Source organism: Rhodoferax sp. LS1R11 (assembly GCF_056521395.1).
Genome location: NZ_JBWMAW010000025.1, coordinates 1 through 23018, shown reverse-complemented (window position 1 = coordinate 23018; position 23018 = coordinate 1). Strand labels below are relative to the sequence as shown.

The following is a 23018-nucleotide window of genomic DNA, read 5'->3' as shown; positions in this document are numbered from 1 at the left end:
AGCGTCTTTTCTCCGGCGACCTGCACACATTGACCCATGGCTGTTTCATCACCGTTCACGTCCCCCCAACCACTGACCCCGGGTCTGGGGCCCAACCCGGGGCCCGCCATGGTGGGGCGTTTCGAATTGCGCCGCGTCCTGGGGCAGGGCGCGCAGTCGGTGGTCTGGCTGGCGTTTGACCCGCGGCTGGAGCGCGAGGTGGCGCTCAAGATCATGAAGCTGGATCAGGGGGCCGATGCCAACGCCGTGGCGCAGTGGCTCAAGGAGGCCCGCAGCGTCAGCCGCCTGACCCACCCCAATATTGTTCCCGTTTTTGAGGCCGAGGTGCAGGACCGGCAGCCCTACCTGGTGTTTGAATACGTGCCGGGTGACACACTGGCAGCCGTCGTGGCCAGGCGCGGTGCCCTGCCGCCGACCGAGGCCGTGGCCTTGATGTCTGATGTGCTTGATGCGCTGGTGGTTGCCCATGCCTCGGGGGTGGTGCATCTTGATTTGAAGCCCTCCAACGTGCTGCTCGACGAAACCGGCCGGGCGCGGGTGATGGACTTTGGCATTGCGGGGCGCATCAAGGAGGCGGGCGACGCCAACCATGCGGCTGTGCCGGATGGCGGCACACCGGGCTACATGTCGCCCGAGGCGGCGCAGCGTTTGCCGGTGACGCCCTTGATGGACATTTTTTCAGCCGGTGTGGTTTTGGCCGAATTGCTCGCGGGCAAGCCGCTGATCGCGGAGCGCGATCCGTACCGGGCGATGCACCGCGTCATTCATGAACAACTCACCCTGCCGCCCGATTTGAGCGCCGATGTGGACGACAGCTTGCGCGCCATTGTGTTGCGGGCCCTGGCCCGTGAGCCCGCGCAACGCCACGCCAGCGCCAAGGTGTTTCGTGACGAGTTGATGAAATGGTCGGGCGCCGCCGCCCAAAGCGGGGCGGGCGAGGGCGATGGCGCGGGCAGTGGCCATGCCGGTAACAGCACGCTCGACTTCTTGCTGCGCCGCATGCGGCACAAAAGTGACTTTCCCGCCATGTCCAACTCGGTGGTGCGCATTCAGGGCATGGCCAGTTCCGAGACCGAGAGTGTGGGCAGCGTCACCAATGAAATTCTGAAGGACGTGGCGCTGACCAACAAGCTGCTGCGCATGGTCAACAGCGCCCATTTTGCCCAGAGCGGGAGCATCAGCACGGTGTCCCGGGCAGTCAGCCTGGTGGGGTTCAACGGCATTCGCAATATGTCGCTGAGCCTGGTGTTGCTGGAGCACATGCAGGACAAGGCGCATGCCAATGTGTTGAAAGAAGAATTTTTGCGCTCCCTGATGGCCGGTGCCATTGCGGGGGAGCTCAGCCCGGTGGCGCGTGAAAGCGAAGAGGCCTTTATTGGCGCCATGTTCCAGAATCTGGGCCGCCTGCTGACCGAGTTTTATTTTCCCGAAGAAGCGCGTACCGTGCGCAGCCTGACCTCATCGCCCCGCCAGCCGGTGAGCGAAGCCGCGGCGTCGGCCAGTGTGCTGGGCTTGAGTTTTGAGGCCTTGGGCATGGGCGTGGCCAAGGTCTGGGGTCTGCCGGAAGGCATCCAGCGCGTGATGCGCAAGCCCTTGGGCGACCCGCCCTCGCGCGCGCCCATAGAGGCCGTTGAGCGCCTGCGCTGGACGGCGGTAGCCGGCAATGAACTTGCCGACATCCTGTTGCGAGTTGACCCGAAAGATGTTGATGTTCGTCTGGCGCAGGTCGGCAAACACTTTGCCAGGACGCTGGGGCTCACCGTGGCCGACGTGCAGGCCGCTACCCTCACGGCGCGCAAAAAACTCATTGACATGGCCAGCGCCATGGACCTGCACGTGCCAGCCAATTCGCTCGCTGCCAATCTGTTGAAAGCGCCGCAGTCGGGTGACCTGACCCTGCGCTTTGAAGGGGGAGGCTATGCCGATACCCTGGCTCCCCTTGAACTGCAGGCCACCCTGGTTGACCCGAATGCGCTCGGCGCCGTGGCGCCGCCGGTGGTCAAGCCCGTGGCCGAGATCCTGGCGGCGGGCATACAGGACATCACCAATGCCATGGTCGAAGATGTCAAGCTGAGCGTCCTGCTGCGCATGGTGCTGGAGACGATGTTCAGGGCGATGGATTTTCAGCGCATCATTTTCTGCATGCGCGACCCCAAAACAGACGCCCTGACCGGCCGGTTTGGCCTGGGCGACGGGGTGGAAAGTGTGGTCAAACATTTCAGCGTGGCGCTCAAAGCCAGCACGCCGGATTTGTTCACCGCGGTATGCCTCAAGGGCGCCGACACCATGATCAGCGACGCCACGGAGCCCCGCATCGCCGATCGTCTGCCGCCCTGGTACCGCAAGATGGTGAACGCACCCACCTTCCTGCTGCTCCCCGTGGTCATCAAAGGAAGTCCCTTCGGATTGATTTACGCGGACAAAGCCGTCAAGGGGGGCTTGGTGCTGGACGAAAAAGAACTGGCCTTGCTGCGCACCTTGCGCAACCAGGCCGTCATGGCGTTCAAACAATCGGTTTGAGGCCGGGTTGACCTATTTTTAAGCCTTTTTGGCCTGTAGCCCTCTATCTACCTGCGGTAGTAGCTATAGTTTTAATAGCGTTATTGCGCTGTCCAACCACCGTCCATGTTCCACGCCACGCCGCGCACGTTGTTGCCTGCGGGGGAGCAGAAAAACACCGCCAGCGCGCCGAGTTCTTCGGGCGTGGTGAACTGCATCGAGGGCTCTTTTTCACCCAGCAGCTGCCTGGTGGCGGCCTCGTTAGTGATGCCCAGCGCGGCGGCTTTGGCGTCCACCTGCTTTTGCACCAGAGGGGTCAGCACCCAGCCGGGGCAAATGGCGTTGCAGGTCACACCTGTCGTGGCGTTTTCCAGGGCGGTGACCTTGGTCAGGCCGACCACCCCATGCTTGGCGGCCACATAGGCTGATTTTTCTGCCGAGCCCACCAGCCCGTGGATAGACGCCACGTTGATGATGCGGCCCCAGTTGGCCGTCTGCATGGCGGGCAGGGCCAGGCGGGTGGCGTGAAATGCACTGCTCATGTTGATGGCGATGATGGCGTCCCAGCGCTCAAGGGGAAAATTTTCAATCCGCGCGACATGCTGAATACCGGCGTTGTTGACCAGAATGTCCACGCGGCCAAACTGGGCGGCCGCGAACTTCATCATGTCTTCAATTTCGGCGGGCTTGCTCATGTCGGCCCCGTGGTAGGCCACTTGCACGCCCAATGCCGCGATCTCGGCCTTGGGGCCTTCCACGTCACCAAAACCGTTCAGGACAATATTGGCACCCTGCTGGGCCAGGGCGACGGCAATGCCCAGGCCAATGCCGCTGGTGGAACCGGTAACGAGCGCTGTTTTGCCTTTTAACATGGTGTTTCTCCGAAGGTGGGCAGTGGTGCACTGCGATTGAATTAGGATGTAGACAACGTGAAGAGGGAGCGGTCATTTGATCGCGCCAACACATTATCAAGGCAAGAATTGCACCATGTCTGAACCTACGCTGAATTACGTACTGTGCCCTGACACCACCGGCGGCCACCGCATGGCCTATTGGGAATGGGGCAATCCGCAGAGCACCCATGTGGTGCTGTGTGTGCACGGTCTGTCGCGTCAGGGACGCGACTTCGACGTGCTGGCCCGGGGCCTGTGTGACAAGGCAGGCCATGACATTCGCGTCGTCTGCCCGGACGTGGCCGGTCGGGGCCAGAGTGAGTGGCTCAAAGACCCCGCCGCCTACCAGATTCCGACCTATGCCGCGGACATGATGGCCCTGCTGGCTCAACTCAAACCCGCCACGCTGGATTGGGTGGGCACCAGCATGGGCGGTCTGATTGGCATGGTGGTGTGTGGCCACCCCGATGTGGTGCTGCCCGTGGCGGTGCGCCGCCTGGTGCTCAACGACGTGGGCCCTGTCATTCAGTGGCAGGCCTTGCAGCGCATTGGCCAGTACCTGGGGCACACCGGGCGCTTTCCCTCGTTACAGGCCGCGGCCGATGCCATGTGGGCGGTCTCGACCACCTTTGGCCCGCACACCCCGGCGCAGTGGCTGGCGTTGTCACGTCACATGGTCAAGCCCTCGGGCGACGCGGACGGCAGTCTCACGCTGCACTATGACCCCGCCATCGCGATTCCCATCAGCGCCATGACCCAGGAGTCGAGTGCGTTGAACGACGCCGCTTTGTGGGAGCTGTATGACCATATTTCCGCCACCACGCTGTTGACCCGCGGCGCCCAGTCCGACCTGCTGACGCGCGAGACCGCACAGGCCATGACCCAGCGCGGCCCCAAAGCACGCCTGGTGGAGTTTGAAGGTGTCGGCCATGCGCCCACCTTCAATGCCGGGGACCAGGTTCAAGCCGTGGCATCCTTTCTGCTTGACTAGACATTTGACGGGTATTTGATGAAAAGCCTTCCAGTCGAACCGCCCGGTTCGGCGAATCTCTCAAAAAAAACAGCACAAGCGTTGCCGCAGTTGATTGCAGCCACGGCCCAAAGTCTGCCGGAGCAAGTCAACGCGCTGGTACGTGCCCGGGCCTTTGCCGAGCCCTTGCTGGCCAGCGAGACGCTGGACACCGGTGAAAACATCCTGGCCCATGCCGATGCGGTGGCTGCCATCCTGAAGACCATTGGCGGCTCCGAGGCCATGCAGGCCGCGAGCTACCTGGTCTATGCCTGCGAGCACCTCAACAAGCCCCAGGAAGTCATTGCCAAAGCCTTTGGCGACAACTTTGCCGCGCTGGCCATGGAGACCACCAAGCTGGTGCAAGTGCAGCGCCACGCGCGCCAGGCGCAGTTGGCCAGTGCGCGGACGTCGACTGTCATTCCGATGGCGCAAACCGCAGCCGCCCAAACCGAGAGCGTGCGCAAGATGCTGCTGGCGTTCTCGCGTGACCTGCGTGTGGTCATGCTGCGCCTGGCCTCGCGCCTGCAGACGCTGCGCCACTATGCCGCGACCAAGCTGCCGGTGCCCGCCGGTCTGGCGCGTGAAGCTCAGCAGGTGTTTGCGCCGCTGGCCAACCGCCTGGGCATCTGGGAAATCAAGTGGGAGATGGAAGACCTGTCCTTCCGTTTTCTGGAGCCCGAGACTTACCGCCAGGTCGCCAGACTGCTGGACGAAAAGCGCTCCGAGCGTGAACTGCATGTCGAGCAGTTGCGCGCCCGTCTGGAGGCCGAGCTGAAAGAGCAGGGCATTGCCGCCACCGTGCAGGGGCGGCCCAAACACATCTACAGCATCGTCAAGAAGATGCGCGGCAAGTCGCTGGGGTTTGACCAGGTGTATGACATCCGGGCGCTGCGCATTGTGGTGGGAACGGTGCCTGAATGTTATGGCGCCCTGAGCTGGGTGCACAGCCAGTTCGAGGCCATCACCGAAGAGTTTGACGACTACATCGCCAAGCCCAAGGTCAATGGTTACCGCTCATTGCACACCGTGGTGCGCGACAAGGCCGGGCAACCGATCGAGATCCAGATTCGCACGCAGGCCATGCACGACCATGCCGAACACGGTGTGGCGGCGCACTGGGCCTACAAGGAGGCGGGGGTCAAAGGCTATGCCGGTGTGTCGGCCAGTGGTGCCTATGACGCCAAAATTGCCGTGCTGCGCCAGTTGCTGGCCTGGGAGCGCGACCTCTCCGGCGAGCAGGGGCAGGGCAATTTTGACGACCGCATTTATGTGCTGACACCCGAAGCCGCCATTGTGGAACTGCCGCAAGGCGCCACCGCCGTGGACTTTGCCTACAGCGTGCACACCAACCTGGGCCACCGTTGCCGCGGTGCGCGACTCGATGGCGTCATGGTGCCGCTGAACACGCCGCTCAAAAACGGCCAGACCGTGGAAGTGACTGTGGCGAAGGAGGGCGGGCCGTCGCGCGACTGGCTCAACCCGGACTTGGGTTACCTGGTGGGCCACCGGGCCAAAGCCAAAGTGCGGGCCTGGTTCAATGCCCTAGCCATGGACGAGACCATTGCCAAAGGCCGTGAGGCGGTTGAAAAACTGCTGCAGCGCGAAGGCAAAACGGCCATCAAGCTGATGGACCTGGCCTCCCAGCTCGGCTTCAACTCGGCGGACGAGTTGTTTGAAGTGGTGGGTAAAGACGAGTTCTCCCTGCGCAATATCGAGACCGTGTTGCGCCCGCCCGAACCGGTGGCAGCCGATGACGACTACATGCCGCTGAAAAAACCGCGCAGCGGCGCCAATCCGGCCAAGGGCGGGGTGCTGGTGGTGGGGGTCGATTCGCTCATGACGCAACTCGCCAAGTGCTGCAAACCGGCGCCGCCCGATGCAATTTGCGGCTTTGTCACGCGAGGCAAGGGCGTCAGCGTGCACCGCACCGATTGTTCCAACCTGCGCGAGATGGTGGCCAAGAACGGCGAGCGCGTGATTGAGGTGGAGTGGGGTGTGCCCCAGGCTGCGACCTCCGCCGTCTACCCGGTGGATGTGGCGGTGGAAGCCGCAGACCGGCAAGGCCTGCTGCGCGATATTTCCGAGGTCTTTGCCAAGGAAAAAATGAACGTGATCGCCGTTCAGACCCAGTCCGTCAAAGGCACGGCGTGGATGACCTTCACGGTCGAAGTGGCCAATTCAGGACGACTCGCCAAGGTGCTGGGCATCGTGGCGGAGCTGAACGGGGTGCGGTCGGCGCGAAGGCGGTGACTATTGGAGGTCAGTCGCGCAGATGGTCACGCACGAACTCACGAAAATAGGCCATCGCCGATGCTTCGGTTCGACCTGTCAGAGTGACGTAGGCAAAGCGTGCCGTGGCCGATAATTTTGGCTTTAAATGTAGCTCCACCAAGCTGCCATCCTGCAAACCCCTGCGGGTTGCTGCAATCACGCCCAGAAATATGGCATCGGTCTGTGCCACGGTGTTAACCAGGCTCGCAACATCATCACAGCGCAATGTCACCATTTCAGACGGGTTGGCCTGCGGGCCGTACTGGTCCACCATATGGCGTGCCACTTCGTCGGACAATGGCGTGGAGGCCACCGGGTACTGCAACACGTCTGAAAGGGTGACAATTTTCTTATCGGTTAAGGGATGTTTTGCGCGTACGACAAAGCCAGCCTTCAGATCGACCAACGATTCGATATTGAGGTCTGCCGCCGGGATCACGCGGCGCATGTCGACCACCATCGCATCGAGTTGACGGCTGCGCAGTTGCAGTATCTGCAATTCCACCGGCCCTTGCGTCACTGCCACTCGCATGCCCTGCTGGGTTGCTGCTGCGCACATCAGTGGGACCATCAAAAGTGCTGCGGGTCCGGAGCCCAGGCCCACGCTGATGGCGCCCCTGCCGCCCCCTTGCAGCAGCTTGGCGCTGTGGCGCAACTCAGCAGCGTCACGAACAATATGCCGCGCTCTGGATACGACATCTGTGCCTAACGGAGTCAGTTCATTGCGCTTGCCAATGCGATCAAGCACCTTCCCTCCCAAGTCTTCTTCCAGGCTCTGGATGCTGCGACTGAGTGCGGATTGGGTAATGAATAACTTCACTGCGGCTTTGCTGAACGAACCGGTGTCTGCAAGGGCCAAGAGGTGTTCCAGATGTTTGATATTCATGACTGGCTGCGCCTCAGATCAATGATAAAAATGAATGATAACTAGGAAAATAATACATTGGACACATTCATTTAGGCCGCCTACGATCTGCTTCACCTCGCGCACATTTACCACCGACCTCTGGAGTCAGACATGCACATCACCCTTCGAAATTCGCTGCTTGCCTGCAGCGCACTTTTAGCCAGTCTCGTCCTGGCGGCATCGGTTGCTGCACAGTCATTCCCGTCGAAGCCCATTACGTTATTGGTGCCCTACCCGGCGGGTGGAATTTCTGACGTTATTGCGCGTACGGTCAATACATCGCTGGGGAAAAACTTGGGCCAGCCCGTGATCGTGGACAACCTGGGGGGAGCCAGTGGGTCCATTGCCGCGCAAAAGGTGCTCAATGGCGCATCGGACGGCCACTTGGTGTTCCAGGGCTCACCGAATGAGCTGATCCTGGCTCCGCTGGCGATGTCGGCTATCAAATTCAAAAGCGAAGATTTCCGACTTGTTCAAATGATTGCCACCGCGCAGATTGGCTTTCTGGCACGGGCGGATTTGCCCGTGAATACCGTTGACGAGTTTGTCGAATATGCCCGCAATGCGGCCAAACAAGGCAAGCCAGTAACCTTTGCCAGCGTTGGGCCAGGTTCTTTTTACCACTTGCTGGGGGAGCATCTTTCCAGGATCACGGATATTCCAATGATCCACGTACCTTATAAAGGAGCTGCTCCCGCCGAGCAGGATCTGATGGCAAGGCAGGTTGACATTTTTCTTGCCCCCTTTGGAAAAAAATACCTGGAGCTCCACAAAACTGGCAAGCTCAAAGTGCTGGCCATGCTCAACCCCACACGGCTCGATGGTGTGAAAGATTTCCCCGCCATCAGCGAAAGCAAGGCGCTCAAGGATTTCACCTTCAACATCTGGACGGGCTATTTTGTGAAGAAGGACACGCCTGAGCCTGTGGTGGTTGCTTTGCATAAGGCCATTACCGAGACATTGAAAGATCCCGCAGTGCACGCCGGTCTCGAAGCCAACAGCCAGTTGACCGCACAACCCTTGCCGTTAGCCGCTGTGGGCAAGGCTTATACCGACGGCACCGCGCAGTTCCGTGCCATTGCCAAGTCCATCAACCTGCAGCCCCAGTAAGCGCCATGGTCCCCACGCTTGCGGCGCTCCATACCCATGCGGATACCTACACCGCACTGCGGCGGGACATCCATCAGCACCCGGAACTCGGTTTCCAGGAGTTTCGCACCAGTGATCTGGTGGCCGATCGCCTGCAGCGTTGGGGCTATACCGTCACACGGGGCTTGGGTGGCACCGGCGTGGTGGGGCAACTCCGGCGTGGTGCTGGCGCGCGCAAGCTTGGTTTGCGTGCGGACATGGATGCCTTGCCCATTCAGGAAACCACCGGCCTGCCTCACGCCAGTTGCCACGCGGGCCTGATGCACGCTTGCGGACACGATGGGCACACGACGATGTTGCTGGCTGCGGCTGAACACTTGGCAACATCCGGTCGGTTTGATGGGACCTTGAATCTGATCTTTCAGCCTGCCGAGGAAAGCCTGGGTGGCGCGCGCAAGATGATGGAGGACGGTCTGTTTGATCGCTTTCCTTGCGATGCCATTTTTGCCATGCACAACATGCCTGGTTTCAGGCAAGGGCAGTTGCTGCTTCGCGAGGGCGCAGCCATGGCGTCCAGTGAAAACGTCCTGGTGCACATAGAGGGTACAGGCGGTCATGGGGCTATGCCCCATCTCAGTGCCGACCCGGTGGTGGCGGGTGCAGCGATCGTCATGGGGCTCCAGACCATTGTTTCGCGCAATGTGCCTCCACTTCAGATGGCTGTTATCACGGTAGGTGCTTTCCAGTCCGGGGTGGCCAACAATGTCATTCCACAAGAGGCCACTCTCAAGCTCAGCGTGCGTGCATTGGACCGTGGTGTGCGTGAATTGCTGCGCCGGCGTATCGTTGCGCTCGTCGAGGCCCAGGCGCAAAGTTATGGCGTCAAGGCGCGGGTCGAGTTCTTGCCTGGCTACCCGGTACTCGTCAACACACCAGCAGAAACCGCACTGGCACGCGAAGTTGCTTTGGCGCTGGTGGGCGCTGAAAACGTGGTGCTGCAAACTGAGCCACTTACGGGCAGTGAAGATTTTGCCTACATGCTGCAGGCAGTTCCTGGGAGCTATCTGTTCATTGGCAATGGCGATGCGGCCTCTGGTGGACACGGTGCCTGTATGGTGCACAATCCAAACTATGACTTCGAGGACCGCAATATTCCTATCGGCGCGGCCTTTTGGGTTCAACTGACGGAGCGTTTTTTGGCATAGTTTTTGTTTGATATTCAGTCCGGGAGAGACAAAGTGGCGCAACACAGTCACTTTGCGCCGAAGGAGCAACCGCCCCGGAAATTCTCAGGCAAAAGGACCGTTCTGAATGATTGATCTCTGAAGAGTTGCCGGGTTTGTCACCCGGCACACCGCAGGAGCAAGTGGCGACACCGCACAAGGGTATGCCATGAATCTCTCAGGTTCCAAACAGAGGGGGCGTACGCCGCGGCATGGTGCGTGGTCGTGCTTCTGTCCTCGACTTGTTTGGAGATCTACACCATGAAATCAATCGCAGTCATAGGCGGTGTATCACCGGCGTCACCACCGCTTACGCTTTGGCCAAGCGCGGCTTTACAGTCACCTTGTTCGAGAAAAACCGCTACGCAGCAATGGAAACATCGTTTGCCAACGGCGGCCAGCTGTCCGCGTCGAATGCTTCCGTGTGGCGGGTACTGCTGAATTCAACGGCTACAACAAGGACATTCGAGCTGACCGCATTCGTCCAGTGGTCGATTGGGTTAACCAATGCTTCCCCGACATCGGATACCCGCCAGGTGGTGCCCTGGGCAGGACTACGTCCCATGATGCCCAACATGATGCCGCGCGTAGGTCAAGGCAAGGCAGCCAATGTGTTCTACAACACCGGGCACGGACACTTGGGGTGGACCCTGTCAGCGGTCACGGCGGACATGGTGGCGCAAGTGGTTGCCGACGGAGCCAGCAATACGCAATGAAGAGTGCAAATATTTTTCAGAATGACTGCAGCTACTTATGCTATTAAATAAGTAGCTGCATACGAAGGTAGGACGTGGGCTACAGCCTGTTTGTATATAAACTTATTGCGTACCAAAAATCCGGTCACCCGCATCACCCAGACCGGGCAAAATGTAGCCGTGGCTGTTGAGCTGGCGATCAATCGCGGCGGTGTAGATGGCGACATCGGGGTGGGCCTTGCGCAGGGTGGCAATGCCTTCGGGGCAGGTCAGCAGGCATACAAATTTGATGGACTTGGGCTTCAGCGCCTTGATGCGCTCCACCGCGGCCACCGCGGAGTTGCCGGTGGCCAGCATCGGGTCAACCACCACCACGTCGCGTTCCTGCATGTCTTTGGGCATCTTGAAGTAGTACTCCACCGCTTGCAGTGTGTTGGGGTCGCGGTACAGGCCAATGTGGCCGACCCGCGCGCCCGGCACGATGGTGAGCATGCCGTCCAGAATGCCGGTACCGGCGCGCAGGATGGACACAAACACCAGCTTCTTGCCGTCAATCATCCTGGCGGTCATGGTTTCCAGCGGCGTTTCGATCTCCACGTCCTGCATCGCCATGTCGCGGGTGACCTCGTAGGCCATCAACATGCTGATTTCGTTGAGCAGGGTGCGAAAGCTGTTGGTGCTGGCTTCTTTTTTGCGCATCAGCGTCAGCTTGTGCTGCACCAGCGGGTGGCTGACCAGATGGACCATGGGGTCGGTGGTGTTGGATGCGTTCATTTCAGACCTTTCTTGAGGAGTCAGTGAGGTTCAACAGGTTTTGTGTATCAGCGCTTGGAGCCGCCAAAAATGCCACCCAGCACGCCGCGGATGATCTGGCGGCCCACTTCGCGCCCGACGGCACTGGCCGCGCTTCGCACCAGTTGTTCCCCGGCCGAGGTGCGGGTGCGGCGCGTGCCGCCGCCAAAAATGGAGCCAATGCTGTCAAAAATACCGCCGCCTGCGGGGGCCGCCTCTTGTGCCGGGGCTGATTCGGTGTTCGTGGCCGCGCCGGGCTTCTCGGCCAGCCGGGCCTCGGCATGGCCTTTGATTTTTTCGTAAGCCGATTCCCGGTCCAGCAGTTTTTCATAGACACCCGCCACGATGGAGCCTGAAATCAGGGCCTGGCGTTGTTCGGCGGTGATGGGGCCGATCTGGCTGGCGGGCGGCAATACGTAGACCCGCTCAGTCATCCCGGGCCGACCTTTTTCGTCCAAAAAGCTCACCAGCGCTTCGCCCACGGCCAGTTCGGTGATGACGGCGCCGATGTCCAGCGCCGGGTTGGGTCGCATGGTGTCGGCCGCCGATTTGACGGCCTTTTGGTCGCGCGGGGTGAAGGCGCGCAGCGCGTGTTGCACGCGGTTGCCCAGCTGGGCCAAGACCGAATCGGGAATATCCAGCGGGTTTTGCGTCACAAAATACACGCCCACGCCCTTGGAGCGCACCAGTCGCACCACCAGTTCAATGCGTTCCAGCAGCACCTTGGGTGCATCGGCAAACAGCAGGTGGGCTTCGTCAAAGAAGAATACGATTTTGGGTTTGTCCAGGTCGCCCACCTCGGGCAATTGCTCGAACAACTCGCTGAGCATCCACAGCAGGAAGGTGGCGTACAGCCGGGGCGAGGTCATCAGCTTGTCGGCGGCCAGCACGTTGATGACGCCACGCCCGTTGCCGTCGGTCTGCATGAAGTCCTCAATGTTGAGCATGGGCTCGCCAAAGAACTGGTCGCCGCCCTGGGCTTCAATCTGCATCAGCCCGCGCTGGATGGCGCCAATGCTGGCCGCGCTGATGTTGCCGTATTCGGTGGTGAACTCAGACGCGCTGTCGCCCACCAGCTGGCACATGGCGCGCAGGTCCTTCATGTCCAGCAGCAACAAGCCGTCGTCGTCGGCGATCTTGAACACCAGTTGCAGCACGCCCGCCTGGGTCTCGTTCAGGTTGAGCATGCGGGCAAGCAGCAGCGGACCCAGGTCGCTGACCGTGGCGCGCACGGGGTGGCCCTGCTCGCCGAATACGTCCCAGAGCGTGGTGGGGGATGCTATGAATTCAGGAGCTGGAAGCGCACGTTCCTCAAGGACTTTGGCCAGTTTCTCTCCCAATTTTCCGATTTGCGAGATGCCGGTGAGGTCGCCCTTGACGTCGGCCATGAACACAGGCACCCCGATGCGGGAAAAGCCCTCGGCCATGGTTTGCAGGGTGATGGTTTTACCGGTGCCGGTGGCGCCCGTGATGAGTCCGTGCCGGTTCGCCTTGTCGGGCCGCAGAAAACATTGGGTCTCGCCGTGTTGCGCAATGAGGATCGGATCAGACATGGGGCTCTCAAAAAGTACAATTGATCCAATAGCGTAACGAATTTTTGAAGGATTCTCCGTGGCAGGACACAGTAAATGGGCCAATATTCAGCACCGCAAGGGGCGTCAGGACGAAAAACGGGGCAAGGTGTGGACACGGATCATTCGTGAAATCACAGTGGCGGCCCGGGCCGGTGGCGGTGACCTGAGCATCAATCCGCGTCTGCGTCTGGCCGTGGACCGCGCCAAGGCGGCCAACATGCCGGCCGACCGCGTCAAGTACAACATCGACAAGGCCACAGGCAACCAGGAAGGCGTCTCCTACGAGGAAATCCGCTACGAAGGCTACGGCATCGGCGGCGCGGCCATTCTGGTGGACACCATGACGGACAACAAGGTGCGCACGGTGGCCGAGGTGCGCCACGCCTTCTCCAAATACGGTGGCAACATGGGAACCGAAGGCTCGGTGGTCTTCCAGTTCAAGCATTGCGGGCAGCTGATTTTTGCGCCCGGCACCCATGAAGACAAGGTCATGGAAGTGGCCCTGGAAGCTGGCGCCGAAGATGTGATCATGGGTGAGGACGGCGCGATTGAGGTGTTGACCGCCTATGCCGACTTTGAGGCGGTCAAAAACGCGCTGGAAGCGGCGGGTCTGACGCCGGAAATGGCCGAGGTCACCATGCGCCCCGAGAATCCGATTGAACTCACGGGCGACGATGCCGTGCGCATGCAAAAGCTGTTGGACGTGCTCGAAGAGCTGGACGACACGCAGAATATTTACCACAACGCAGAAATAGACAGCGAGGCCCTATGAATATCCTCGTCATTGGCGGCGGTGGCCGCGAACATGCCATGGCCTGGAAACTGGCCCAGTCTTCCAAGGTGCAAACCGTTTATGTGGCGCCGGGCAACGGCGGCACGTCGGTCGATCCGCGGCTTGAGAACGTCAACATCACGGACATCCATGAGTTGCGGGCCTGGGCTATCGAGAAAAAAATTGAGCTCACTGTGGTCGGCCCCGAAGGCCCATTGGCTGCTGGTGTTGTCGACGAATTCCGCAAGCATGGGCTGCGGGTGTTTGGCCCCACCCAGGCCGCTGCCCAGCTGGAAAGCTCCAAGGCCTTCTCCAAGGCCTTCATGAAGCGCCACAGCATTCCCACTGCGGAGTACGAAACCTTCACCGACCCGGTGGCTGCACACGCCTACATCGACCAAAAAGGCGCGCCTATTGTCGTCAAGGCCGATGGTCTGGCGGCAGGCAAGGGCGTGGTGGTGGCCCTGACCCTGGCCGAGGCGCATGAGGCGGTTGATTTCATGCTGGTGGACAACACGCTGGGCGTGACCCATAACGAGGGTGGCGCACGCGTTGTCATTGAAGAGTTTCTGACAGGCGAAGAGGCCAGTTTCATTGTCATGTGCGACGGCAAGAACGTGCTGGCACTGGCCGCCAGCCAGGACCACAAGCGCTTGCTCAATGATGACCTGGGGCCCAACACAGGCGGCATGGGCGCTTATTCGCCCGCACCGGTGGTGACCCCTGATGTGCATGCCCGCGCCATGCGGGAAATTATCATGCCCACGATCAAGGGCATGGAAAAAGACGGCATTCCCTTCACCGGCTTTTTATATGCAGGCCTGATGATTGACGGCAATGGACACCCCAAGACGCTGGAATTCAATTGCCGCATGGGGGACCCAGAGACCCAACCCATCTTGATGCGCCTCAAAACCGATTTGGTGGATGTGATGATGGCCGCCACCGAGCCAGGTCCCCACGGGCGGCTCGACCAAATCGAGCTGCAATGGGATCGTCGCACTGCCTTGGGTGTGGTGCTGGCCGCGCATGGTTATCCGCTTCACCCGCGCAAGGGGGATGTCATCAGCGGTCTGCCCAAGGAGGCCGACGATGCCGTGGTCTTTCATGCAGGCACGGCCATCAAAGACGGCGATCTGGTCACCTCTGGTGGGCGGGTGCTGTGTGTGACCGTGCTGGCTGACAACGTCAGACAAGCCCAGCAGCGCGCCTACGAGGTGGCTTTGGGCATTCGTTTTGACGGCATGCAGTACCGCACGGACATTGGTTACCGCGCAGTCAAAAGCTGATTTGAATGAGCGCGCAGGATCTGACCCCGTCCCGGACTGAGCTCGTTCGTGGCTACCTGCAAGGTTTGCAGGCCCGCATCACCATGGCTGTCGCCGCTATGGATGGCACCGCTTTTTTGACTGACACCTGGCAAAAAGAACCGGGTGAGCTGTTGCAAGGCAACGGCATCACCCAAATTCTGGAAGGTGGGCCTGTGTTTGAGCGTGCAGGATGTGGCTTTTCGCATGTGCGCGGGCCCCAGTTACCGCCATCCGCCACCCAGCATCGCCCGGAGTTGGCCGGTGCGCCTTTTGAAGCCATGGGTGTGTCGCTGGTGTTCCATCCACGCAATCCCTATGCGCCCACCGTTCACATGAATGTGCGGATGCTGGCCGCCAAAGGGCGTGATGGCGCCGAGGTGTGCTGGTTTGGTGGCGGTATGGATCTGACGCCATTTTACGGCTTTGAAGAAGATGCGCTGCACTTTCACCGCACCTGCAAGCAGTCACTCGCGCCTTTTGGCGACGACAAATACCCGCGTTTCAAAACCTGGTGTGATGAGTACTTTTATCTGAAACACCGTTCCGAGCAGCGTGGTGTGGGCGGCATCTTTTTTGACGATTTCTCAGAGCTGGGCTTTGACAACAGCCTGGCCATGATGCAGTCGGTTGGCGATTCGTTTTTGGCGGCGTATCTGCCGGTGCTTGAGCGACGCAAGGACACGGTCTATGGCGAGCGTGAGCGGGCGTTTCAGCTGTATCGACGTGGCCGGTATGTGGAGTTCAACCTGGTGTGGGATCGCGGGACGCACTTTGGTCTGCAGTCCGGTGGACGGACCGAGTCGATTCTATTGTCCATGCCGCCACTGGCGAGCTGGTCTTACCAAAACGTGCCAGAGCCGGGCACGCCAGAGGCCGATTTGTACGCCAGGTTTCTGATCCGTAAGGAGTGGGTTTGACCCCTGCAAAATCCGGGGTGAGAAGAGTTGGCGTGTTCGGTGGGTCGTTTGATCCCCCGCACCTCGCCCACAGGGCTCTTGCGCATGCGGCTGTTGCAAATTTGCAACTGGATGAGCTCCGGATTCTTCCCACAGGGCAAGCCTGGCACAAGAACCGGCCCCTGACACCGGCCGTGCATCGCCTGGCCATGACGAAGCTGGCCTTTGGCGATGTGCCCCATGTGCTGGTGGATGACCGCGAAATCAAACGCGCCGGACCGACCTACACGGTAGATACCCTACGTGAATTGAAGGTGCAGTTGCCTGAGGCTGAATTGATGCTCCTCATTGGCGAAGACCAGGCCCAAGCCCTGCCGACCTGGCATGAATGGCGTGAGATTTTGCAGCTTGCTATAATTTGTGTAGCTGAGCGCGAAGATATGACGGGTGCAAGACCCCGATTTGTTGCTCCAACCTCGTATGAGTCCCGATTCATACGGCTGAAAATGCCACTCATGCCTATCAGCGCCACCGATATCCGAACTCGAATTGCAGCGCATCAAAGCGTTGTTTCGCTGGTTTTCGAGCCCGTTGCGCGTTATATTGACGACTACCATCTTTACCAGACTACTTGATGACTACTTCCACTGTTGCAAAAAAAGACATCCAAAAACTTCAGCGCGCCATCATCGATGGTCTGGAAGACGTCAAGGCCCAGGATATTCAGGTGTTCGATACCGAACACTTGTCCGCTCTGTTCGAGCGGGTGATCATCGCCTCCGGTACCTCCAATCGCCAGACCAAAGCTTTGGCAGGCAGCGTGCGTGATGCCGTTCGTGATGCAGGTTTTCCGAAGCCGCGTGTGGAAGGTGAAGCCAATGGTGAATGGATCATTGTGGATTGCGGGCAAGCCGTCGTTCATGTCATGCAGCCCAATTTTCGGACCTATTACAACCTGGAAGAGTTGTGGGGTGAAAAGCCGATTCGCCTGAAGTTTGGCTCGGACAAGCCCACTTCCAAAGAGGTCGAGGCCCCTGCGAAACCAGCCAAGAAAGTCGTGGAAGTTGAAGGCAATCTGCGTCGTTCCAATGCCGCCAAAAAAGGTGTTGCCGAAGCCTTCCCGTCCAAAGCGCAAGTGAAGAAGACACTCGCCGCCAAGACCGCAGCCACCAAAACACCTGCTAAAAAGACCGCTGCCAAAAAATCGCCTGCCAGGACGGCCGTGAAAACTGCGATCACCAAGGTGGTCATCAACGCACCTGAGAAAGCAGCAACCAAGAAAGCTTCTCCCAAGGCCCCCGCCAAAGTGGCTGCCAAAAAAGCACCTGCCAAGAAGACCGCCGCTGCAAAATCCTGATCCGGGTTTATTGTGCGGTTGATGATTGTTGCGGTCGGGCAGCGTGTGCCCGACTGGGCTCAAACGGCGTGGGACGACTACGCCAAACGCTTTCCCTTTGAACTCAAGGTTGAGCTTAAAACCGTCAAAACAGAACCCCGTGGCTCCAAGACCCTGGAAAACTTGTACGCGGCGGAGCGCAGTCGCATCGAAGCGGCCTTGCCCAAAGGTTGCCGTATCGTGGCACTGGACGAGCGGGGGACCAACCTGACCACGGTCGCTTTGGCCAGCAAGCTGCAGAACTGGCAGCTTGAAGGTGATGATGTGGCGCTGGTGATTGGTGGCCCCGATGGTCTTGACCCGGCGTTCAAACAAGCGGCGCATGAGCGCATTCGCCTGTCGGACCTGACCCTGCCCCATGCAATGGTTCGTGTTTTATTGATCGAACAACTCTACCGGGCCTGGTCGATCAATGCCAATCACCCCTATCACCGAGAGTGATGCATCCGTGTTATTGCTGTGACCAAGTTCATTTATCTCGCTTCGCAAAGCCCGCGCCGTCGTCAGTTGCTGGAGCAGTTGGGCGTGTCCTACGAGTTACTGTTGCCTGGGTCGGATGAAGATGCTGAAGGGCTTGAACTTGTTCTCCCCAATGAGGCGCCGTCCGCTTACGTCAAGCGGGTGACTCAGCTCAAGCTGAATGCTGCATTGCAGCGCCTGAAGCGCCGGGCGCTGCCCTTGGCGCCCGTTCTTTGCTCTGACACGACGGTGGCGATGGGGCGCACCATTTACGGTAAACCCGACGATGCGGCGGACGCAGCCCGTATCCTGAACGAACTCTCGGGCAAAACACACCGGGTTTTGACCGCTGTGGCACTGGGTACCACCCGCAAACGCGAGCAGGCAATGTGCGAATCACGAGTGACATTCGCCGAGATGAGTCGCCAGCAAATCCAGACCTATGTCGCCTCGGGTGAACCCATGGGAAAAGCCGGCGCCTACGCCGTGCAGGGCAGGGCAGCGGCTTTCATTTCACACATGGGTGGCAGCTATTCTGGCATCATGGGCCTGCCCATGTTTGAGACAGCCCAGTTGCTGCGCTCTTTCGGTTTCAAAGCTTAAGCAGGCCTCATGCAAGAAGACATTTTGATCAACTGGTCGCCGCAGGAAACCCGGGTTGCCCTGGTAGAAAATGGGGTGCTCCAGGAGTTGCATGTGGAGCGCACACTTGAGCGTGGGCTGGTGGGCAACGTCTACCTTGGCAAGGTCGCCAGGGTTTTGCCTGGCATGCAGTCTGCATTCATTGACATTGGCCTGGAACGCGCTGCCTTTCTTCATGTGGCTGACGTCTGGCACCGTCAGCCAGATGGCGAGCCACCCAGCATGGCGCGCAATACGCAACCACAAGTTCCTATCGAAAAGCAGGTGTTTGAAGGCCAGGCACTGTTAGTGCAGGTGATCAAAGACCCCATCGGTACCAAAGGCGCCCGGCTGTCGACACAGATCAGTATTGCCGGTCGCATGTTGGTCTTTTTGCCGCAAGACGATCATGTGGGTGTGTCGCAAAAAATTCCGCAACACCAACGCGACGAATTGCGTAGCCGTTTGCAGCGCCTCACGGGTCCGCAGGGTGGCGGTTACATCTTGCGTACCAATGGAGAAGAAGCGTCTGATCTGGAGTTATCGGAAGATATTGGGTACCTCCAAAAGGCCTGGGCACGCATCAAGGGCGCATCGGTACGCCTGCCGCCTTTGTCCCTCTTGCACCAGGACCTGAGTCTGCTGCAGCGCGTGTTGCGCGACCTGGTAGGCGAGGGCACCCAAACCATCCGGGTCGACTCGCGGGAGCAGTTTGAAACCCTCAAAACGTTTGGTCAGGAATTCATGCCTGCCGCTTCTGCCAAGTTGCAGCATTACAAGGGTGAGCGACCGATTTTCGACCTGTATGCCATTGACGAAGAAATTGCGAAAGCACTGGGCCGACGCGTGGACTTGAAGTCAGGTGGTTACCTGATCGTCGACCAGACAGAAGCTTTGACGACCGTGGATGTCAATACGGGGGGCTTTGTAGGTGCCCGTAATTTTGACGACACCATTTTCAAAACCAATCTCGAAGCGGCACAGGCCATCGCACGCCAGCTTCGACTGCGCAACCTCGGTGGCATCATCATCGTCGACTTTATTGACATGGTGCGGGAAGATCACCGTGATTCTGTGCTGGCGGAATTCCGAAAGCAGTTGGCGCGGGATCGGGTCAAAACAAATGCGGGCGGATTCTCTCAGCTCGGTCTGGTGGAAATGACTCGCAAGCGCACCCGTGAGTCGCTGGCGCACATGCTGTGTGAACCCTGCCCGACATGCGAAGGCAAAGGCGTCGTCAAGACGGCACGCAGCGTGACCTACGACATTTTTCGCGAGATATTGCGCGAAGCCCGTCAATTCAATCCGCGGGAATTTCGCGTCGTGGCGTCGCCCAAGGTTATTGAATTGTTTCTGGATGAAGAGAGTCAGCACTTGGCGGGCCTGAGCGAGTTCATTGGCAAGCCGGTGTCCTTGCAAAGTGAAAGCGCCATGGGGCAAGAGCAATACGATATTGTTCTTTTGTAGGACCATGCGCATTGCCGTTATCAGCAGGACCTTTTCAAGGTCAGGAGGCGGTGCCGAAAGTTACTCGGTTGCCATCGTTCAGGAGCTTGCTGCCCGCCACGAGATCCACGTGTTTTCACAGGAGTCCAATCATCCTGTGGCGGGTGTGACCTATCAACCGGTTGTCTGCCTGAGCCAAAAGCCGCGCTGGCTTAACCAGCTTGTGTTTGTGGTGGCTACATGGCTGAAGACGAGAAGTGGTTTTGACGTGGTGCACTCCCACGAAAACACTTGGCATGGTCAGATTCAAACTATTCATGTCCGACCGCTGCGCCACAACCTGCTTTTTGGTTACACCGGCGTTCGCCTGTGCACGAGATGGCTAAAAGTGGCCCTCAGCCCGAGGCTTCTTACCTATGTGCTGCTTGAAGCGGCTCGTTTCAAATTAAGCGCGATCAGAAAAGTCGTCGCGACATCAGAGAGTTTACGCAAGGAATGCGAGCAGGCCTACCCCCATTGCGCCACCGCCATTTCAGTCATCACCCCGGGCACCAGCCCAAACAAAAGTCAACTCTCAAAAAAGGAAGCGCGAGAAAAGCTGGGATTGCCACAAGACAGCAAGTGGGTGCTTTTTGTTGCCAATGATTACGGCCGAAAAGGGTTGGATGCGCTTTTAAAAGCCTTGACGACGATGTCGGATCAAACAGGGTTGATCGTCGTGGGCAATCGCCGGGCTGAACCTAAATACCGACAGATATCAGAGCGGCTGGGCGTGGATAAAAGGGTCCGCTTTCTTGGGTCACTTGACGATCTTTCTCCCGCCTATCTCGCTGCGGACTGTCTGGCACATCCCACGCTGGAAGACACCTTTGCCATGGTGGTTCTGGAGGCGATGGCCCATGGATTACCTGTCGTCGTGAGTGGCCCGGCGCATTGCGGTATATCCGCGCAGCTGGCCGATGGCTTGAATGCCTTGATATTGTCAGATCCACAAGATTCACAGCATTTGGCAACGCTGATGGACTCCGTTTTGAACTCGCCCACGCTGGCTTCAAACTTGGCTGGCCATGGCTTGCTATTTGCGCAACAGCATTCCTGGGACGAGGCCGCCCTACAATATGAAGCCTTGTATTTGCAAGCGGCTGTCAAGCGGTAGTTGTATGGCGCAAAAACGCCATTCGCATCTTTTCAATTTACGCAATTCCCTCCACTGAATGAAGGCTCCCCCCCGGCAACGTTGGCTCATCATTGCGCACGCCTTCAATATGGACGGGAGAGCTGCCAGCCAGACGATCACCGACAAGCTTCCCCATCTGCGAAACGCCGGGATAGAGGTAGTCGTTTTGAGCGGTGTTTCTGGAGTACGTGACCTTGAGGTTGAACACCATCAGCTATGGCCCATGGGGCCTGCCGGATTTCGTTTTGAATTGCGCCATGTGCTGAAACGGCGCTGGGGCAACGGCGTTCTCTATCGCCTCATGATGACAGCGGCCTCGCTCTTCCTGTTCCCGTGGATGCTGCTGGAAAAATTATTGCGTCCTGTCGAGAGTTCATGGTCATGGTGGTTCAGCGCGTACGTGAAAGGCCGGATGCTGGCGCGCAAACAGCCTTTCGACTTGATCTATTCAACTGGTGGTGCATTTGCTGCCCATCTGGCGGCGCGGGCTCTCAAGAAAAAAACCGGAACCCGATGGCTCGCAGAGGTTCATGACCCCTTGGTCGTACCGGGAGAATTGCCCATAACGCCTCAGCAAAAGATGCAGGCAAAGGTCGAGCGCTTGATCTGCACTGACGCGGATATTGCCATATGGTTTACCGAGCAAGCCCTCGCCAGCGCCCGCCAAAGACACCCTCAATTGGGTGAGCGGGGCAAAATGATGTTGCCGGGCATCGACAAGCCGTTCAAGGTTTTGCCGCCGTATCAGCCTGGCGCCAAATTCATTATTGGGCACTTTGGTTCACTTTCACCCACCCGGCATTTGGGGCCGATCCTGGCGGCCTTGGAGTTGCTGGGTCAGAGTCGACCAGATTTGATCGCCCTGACAAAACTTCATGTGTACGGAGGACCGTTGGACAGCGTCTCAACTGGCCTACTCGCAACATCAAGTGTTGCCCATTGTCTGCATCATTTTGGCCGTATTGAAGCAGACCCTCAAACTGGCCTGAGCGGACGTGAACAAATTTTGAACCGCATGCGGTCTGTGGATGTGCTACTGCTGTTGCATGGGGAAGACGCAATATGTTCTGAGTACATTCCATCCAAGCTGTATGAATACCTGTGGATGCAAAGACCGATTCTGGCGGTCGTGCATCGTAACCCGCAGATGGCTGATTTGATCCGGGGGCAGGGGCATGTGGTGATTGGTAATGTACGGAACGGATTTGCTGACGGTAAAGTCAAAAGCAAACTTACTCTCGCGGTGGAGCAATTGTGTGACCGCTGGCGCAACATTGGACTTCCTGACGATGCAATGGCTAGCCCATACACTACCAGGTCTGCAGTCGATAAGCTACTTGGCTGGGTCCGTTAAGTGGTCGTTCCAAAATAGACAAACATGACGATTATCTTTCGTGTGTCAAAAATGACCTTGGTTATTGAAGCAACGCAGTTGTTTCAATTTCAATACCTTGAAGGGATGTTAGCTTGGGGTGATACCCCAGTCTTGCGGCTAACCTTTGTTTCGAAAAGTAATGAGGTTTGTTCCCAGTAGCGTTGATGCCCGCAGGAGTCCCGATAGTTTCATATTGAAGCCCAAATTTTTCTCGCATAAAAACTAAAAGAGAAAGCTTGTCAATCGGGGCAAGGCTATAACAATCAACCGCCATATTGGCGGAGGGTCCGTCAAGAAGTGCAACCACCAGCTGATAAAAATCTGACGGGTGCAAATAATCGCGCACGATGCAGTCAGACGATGTCTTTAGTACGGTCTTGTCACGAATGGCCCGCAAGATATCGGTAATGAGAAAGCGCGCAGACATATCCTGCGTATGACTGAAATAATTGAACACCCGGATATCGATGATGGGCAGTTGCGGCAACGAGCGGTGACGGCATTCCGCATGCAGTTTGGCCACGCCATACCAATCTTGCGGCTGAAGGCCATTGATCGGTATTACAGCTTTCGAGTTTTCATCGACTGGTGCTTCAAAATTTGAACCATAG

20 protein-coding genes, 2 pseudogenes and 1 riboswitch are annotated in these 23018 nt (G+C 58.6%); of the genes and pseudogenes, 17 read left to right on the top strand and 5 right to left on the bottom strand.

Annotation, left to right across the window (positions count from 1 at the left end; translation table 11 throughout):
* Nucleotides 1-36 precede the first annotated feature (36 nt).
* Nucleotides 37-2520 (top strand): protein kinase domain-containing protein, encoded by a 2484-nt coding sequence (locus AC097N_RS20045; RefSeq protein WP_479583837.1) that lies wholly within the window; start codon nucleotides 37-39, stop codon nucleotides 2518-2520.
* Between the two features lie 80 nt (nucleotides 2521-2600).
* Here the strand turns inward: AC097N_RS20045 and AC097N_RS20040 are convergent, their stop codons facing one another.
* Nucleotides 2601-3371, bottom strand: a complete 771-nt coding sequence (locus AC097N_RS20040) for a 3-hydroxybutyrate dehydrogenase (RefSeq protein WP_479583836.1) — start codon at nucleotides 3369-3371, stop codon at nucleotides 2601-2603.
* Nucleotides 3372-3486: 115 nt separating this feature from the next.
* On the opposite strand from AC097N_RS20040, the gene AC097N_RS20035 reads away from it, so the two are divergent.
* Entirely contained in the window at nucleotides 3487-4383 is an 897-nt protein-coding gene (locus tag AC097N_RS20035) for an alpha/beta fold hydrolase (RefSeq protein WP_479583835.1), read from the top strand.
* 18 nt (nucleotides 4384-4401) lie between these two features.
* Nucleotides 4402-6654, top strand: coding sequence for a RelA/SpoT family protein (locus AC097N_RS20030; protein ID WP_479583834.1), 2253 nt, complete (start codon nucleotides 4402-4404; stop codon nucleotides 6652-6654).
* A 10-nt stretch (nucleotides 6655-6664) separates the two neighbouring features.
* Here the strand turns inward: AC097N_RS20030 and AC097N_RS20025 are convergent, their stop codons facing one another.
* Nucleotides 6665-7561, bottom strand: a complete 897-nt coding sequence (locus AC097N_RS20025) for a LysR family transcriptional regulator (RefSeq protein ID WP_479583833.1) — start codon at nucleotides 7559-7561, stop codon at nucleotides 6665-6667.
* Nucleotides 7562-7693: 132 nt separating this feature from the next.
* Between AC097N_RS20025 and AC097N_RS20020 the strand changes: the two genes are divergently transcribed.
* From AC097N_RS20020 to AC097N_RS20005, 4 genes and pseudogenes are all read left to right on the top strand, one after another.
* Entirely contained in the window at nucleotides 7694-8692 is a 999-nt protein-coding gene (locus AC097N_RS20020; protein WP_479583832.1) for a tripartite tricarboxylate transporter substrate binding protein, read from the top strand.
* Nucleotides 8693-8697: 5 nt separating this feature from the next.
* Nucleotides 8698-9876, top strand: a complete 1179-nt coding sequence (locus AC097N_RS20015; RefSeq protein ID WP_479583831.1) for a M20 aminoacylase family protein — start codon at nucleotides 8698-8700, stop codon at nucleotides 9874-9876.
* A 10-nt stretch (nucleotides 9877-9886) separates the two neighbouring features.
* A riboswitch (glycine riboswitch) is annotated at nucleotides 9887-9986 on the top strand.
* A 120-nt stretch (nucleotides 9987-10106) separates the two neighbouring features.
* Nucleotides 10107-10250: pseudogene (locus tag AC097N_RS20010) on the top strand (hypothetical protein); the annotation flags it as partial.
* Between the two features lie 62 nt (nucleotides 10251-10312).
* Nucleotides 10313-10610 (top strand): annotated as a pseudogene (locus AC097N_RS20005) (FAD-dependent oxidoreductase); the annotation flags it as partial.
* A 102-nt stretch (nucleotides 10611-10712) separates the two neighbouring features.
* Here AC097N_RS20005 and upp read toward each other — a convergent pair.
* Nucleotides 10713-11336 (bottom strand): uracil phosphoribosyltransferase, encoded by a 624-nt coding sequence (gene upp, locus AC097N_RS20000; protein WP_479583852.1) that lies wholly within the window; start codon nucleotides 11334-11336, stop codon nucleotides 10713-10715.
* A 74-nt stretch (nucleotides 11337-11410) separates the two neighbouring features.
* Nucleotides 11411-12934, bottom strand: coding sequence for a helicase HerA-like domain-containing protein (locus AC097N_RS19995; protein ID WP_479583830.1), 1524 nt, complete (start codon nucleotides 12932-12934; stop codon nucleotides 11411-11413).
* A gap of 58 nt (nucleotides 12935-12992) precedes the next feature.
* On the opposite strand from AC097N_RS19995, the gene AC097N_RS19990 reads away from it, so the two are divergent.
* The 10 genes from AC097N_RS19990 to AC097N_RS19945 are packed head-to-tail and all read left to right on the top strand — an operon-like array spanning nucleotide 12993 to nucleotide 22386.
* The gene (locus AC097N_RS19990; protein ID WP_479583829.1) at nucleotides 12993-13727 is read left to right on the top strand and encodes a YebC/PmpR family DNA-binding transcriptional regulator; all 735 of its coding nucleotides are present in this window, start codon (nucleotides 12993-12995) and stop codon (nucleotides 13725-13727) included.
* Complete coding sequence (gene purD / locus AC097N_RS19985) at nucleotides 13724-15016, top strand: phosphoribosylamine--glycine ligase (protein ID WP_479583828.1); 1293 nt, start codon at nucleotides 13724-13726, stop codon at nucleotides 15014-15016. Before AC097N_RS19990 ends, purD begins: the two co-directional genes overlap by 4 nt.
* Nucleotides 15017-15021: 5 nt before the next feature.
* Nucleotides 15022-15954: an oxygen-dependent coproporphyrinogen oxidase gene (hemF, locus tag AC097N_RS19980; RefSeq protein WP_479583827.1), complete on the top strand. Its 933-nt coding sequence runs from the start codon at nucleotides 15022-15024 to the stop codon at nucleotides 15952-15954.
* Nucleotides 15951-16568 (top strand): nicotinate (nicotinamide) nucleotide adenylyltransferase, encoded by a 618-nt coding sequence (gene nadD / locus AC097N_RS19975; RefSeq protein WP_479583826.1) that lies wholly within the window; start codon nucleotides 15951-15953, stop codon nucleotides 16566-16568. The genes hemF and nadD overlap by 4 nt, the downstream gene beginning before the upstream one ends.
* Nucleotides 16568-17290, top strand: coding sequence for a ribosome silencing factor (rsfS, locus tag AC097N_RS19970; protein WP_479583825.1), 723 nt, complete (start codon nucleotides 16568-16570; stop codon nucleotides 17288-17290). Before nadD ends, rsfS begins: the two co-directional genes overlap by 1 nt.
* A gap of 12 nt (nucleotides 17291-17302) precedes the next feature.
* The gene (gene rlmH / locus AC097N_RS19965) at nucleotides 17303-17770 is read left to right on the top strand and encodes a 23S rRNA (pseudouridine(1915)-N(3))-methyltransferase RlmH (protein WP_479583824.1); all 468 of its coding nucleotides are present in this window, start codon (nucleotides 17303-17305) and stop codon (nucleotides 17768-17770) included.
* An 18-nt stretch (nucleotides 17771-17788) separates the two neighbouring features.
* On the top strand, nucleotides 17789-18391 hold the full coding sequence (locus AC097N_RS19960) for a Maf family protein (protein ID WP_479583823.1): 603 nt from the start codon (nucleotides 17789-17791) through the stop codon (nucleotides 18389-18391).
* A 9-nt stretch (nucleotides 18392-18400) separates the two neighbouring features.
* The gene (gene rng / locus AC097N_RS19955; protein ID WP_479583822.1) at nucleotides 18401-19876 is read left to right on the top strand and encodes a ribonuclease G; all 1476 of its coding nucleotides are present in this window, start codon (nucleotides 18401-18403) and stop codon (nucleotides 19874-19876) included.
* Nucleotides 19877-19880: 4 nt separating this feature from the next.
* Nucleotides 19881-21011: a glycosyltransferase family 4 protein gene (locus tag AC097N_RS19950; protein ID WP_479583821.1), complete on the top strand. Its 1131-nt coding sequence runs from the start codon at nucleotides 19881-19883 to the stop codon at nucleotides 21009-21011.
* 58 nt (nucleotides 21012-21069) lie between these two features.
* Nucleotides 21070-22386 carry a glycosyltransferase gene (locus AC097N_RS19945; protein ID WP_479583820.1) on the top strand — a complete coding sequence of 439 codons (1317 nt, stop codon included), beginning with the start codon at nucleotides 21070-21072 and terminating at the stop codon, nucleotides 22384-22386.
* 61 nt (nucleotides 22387-22447) lie between these two features.
* On the opposite strand, the gene AC097N_RS19940 is transcribed toward AC097N_RS19945, so the two are convergent.
* Nucleotides 22448-23018 (bottom strand): NAD-dependent epimerase/dehydratase family protein (locus tag AC097N_RS19940; RefSeq protein WP_479583819.1); only part of this gene is annotated, 571 nt, incomplete at its 5' end.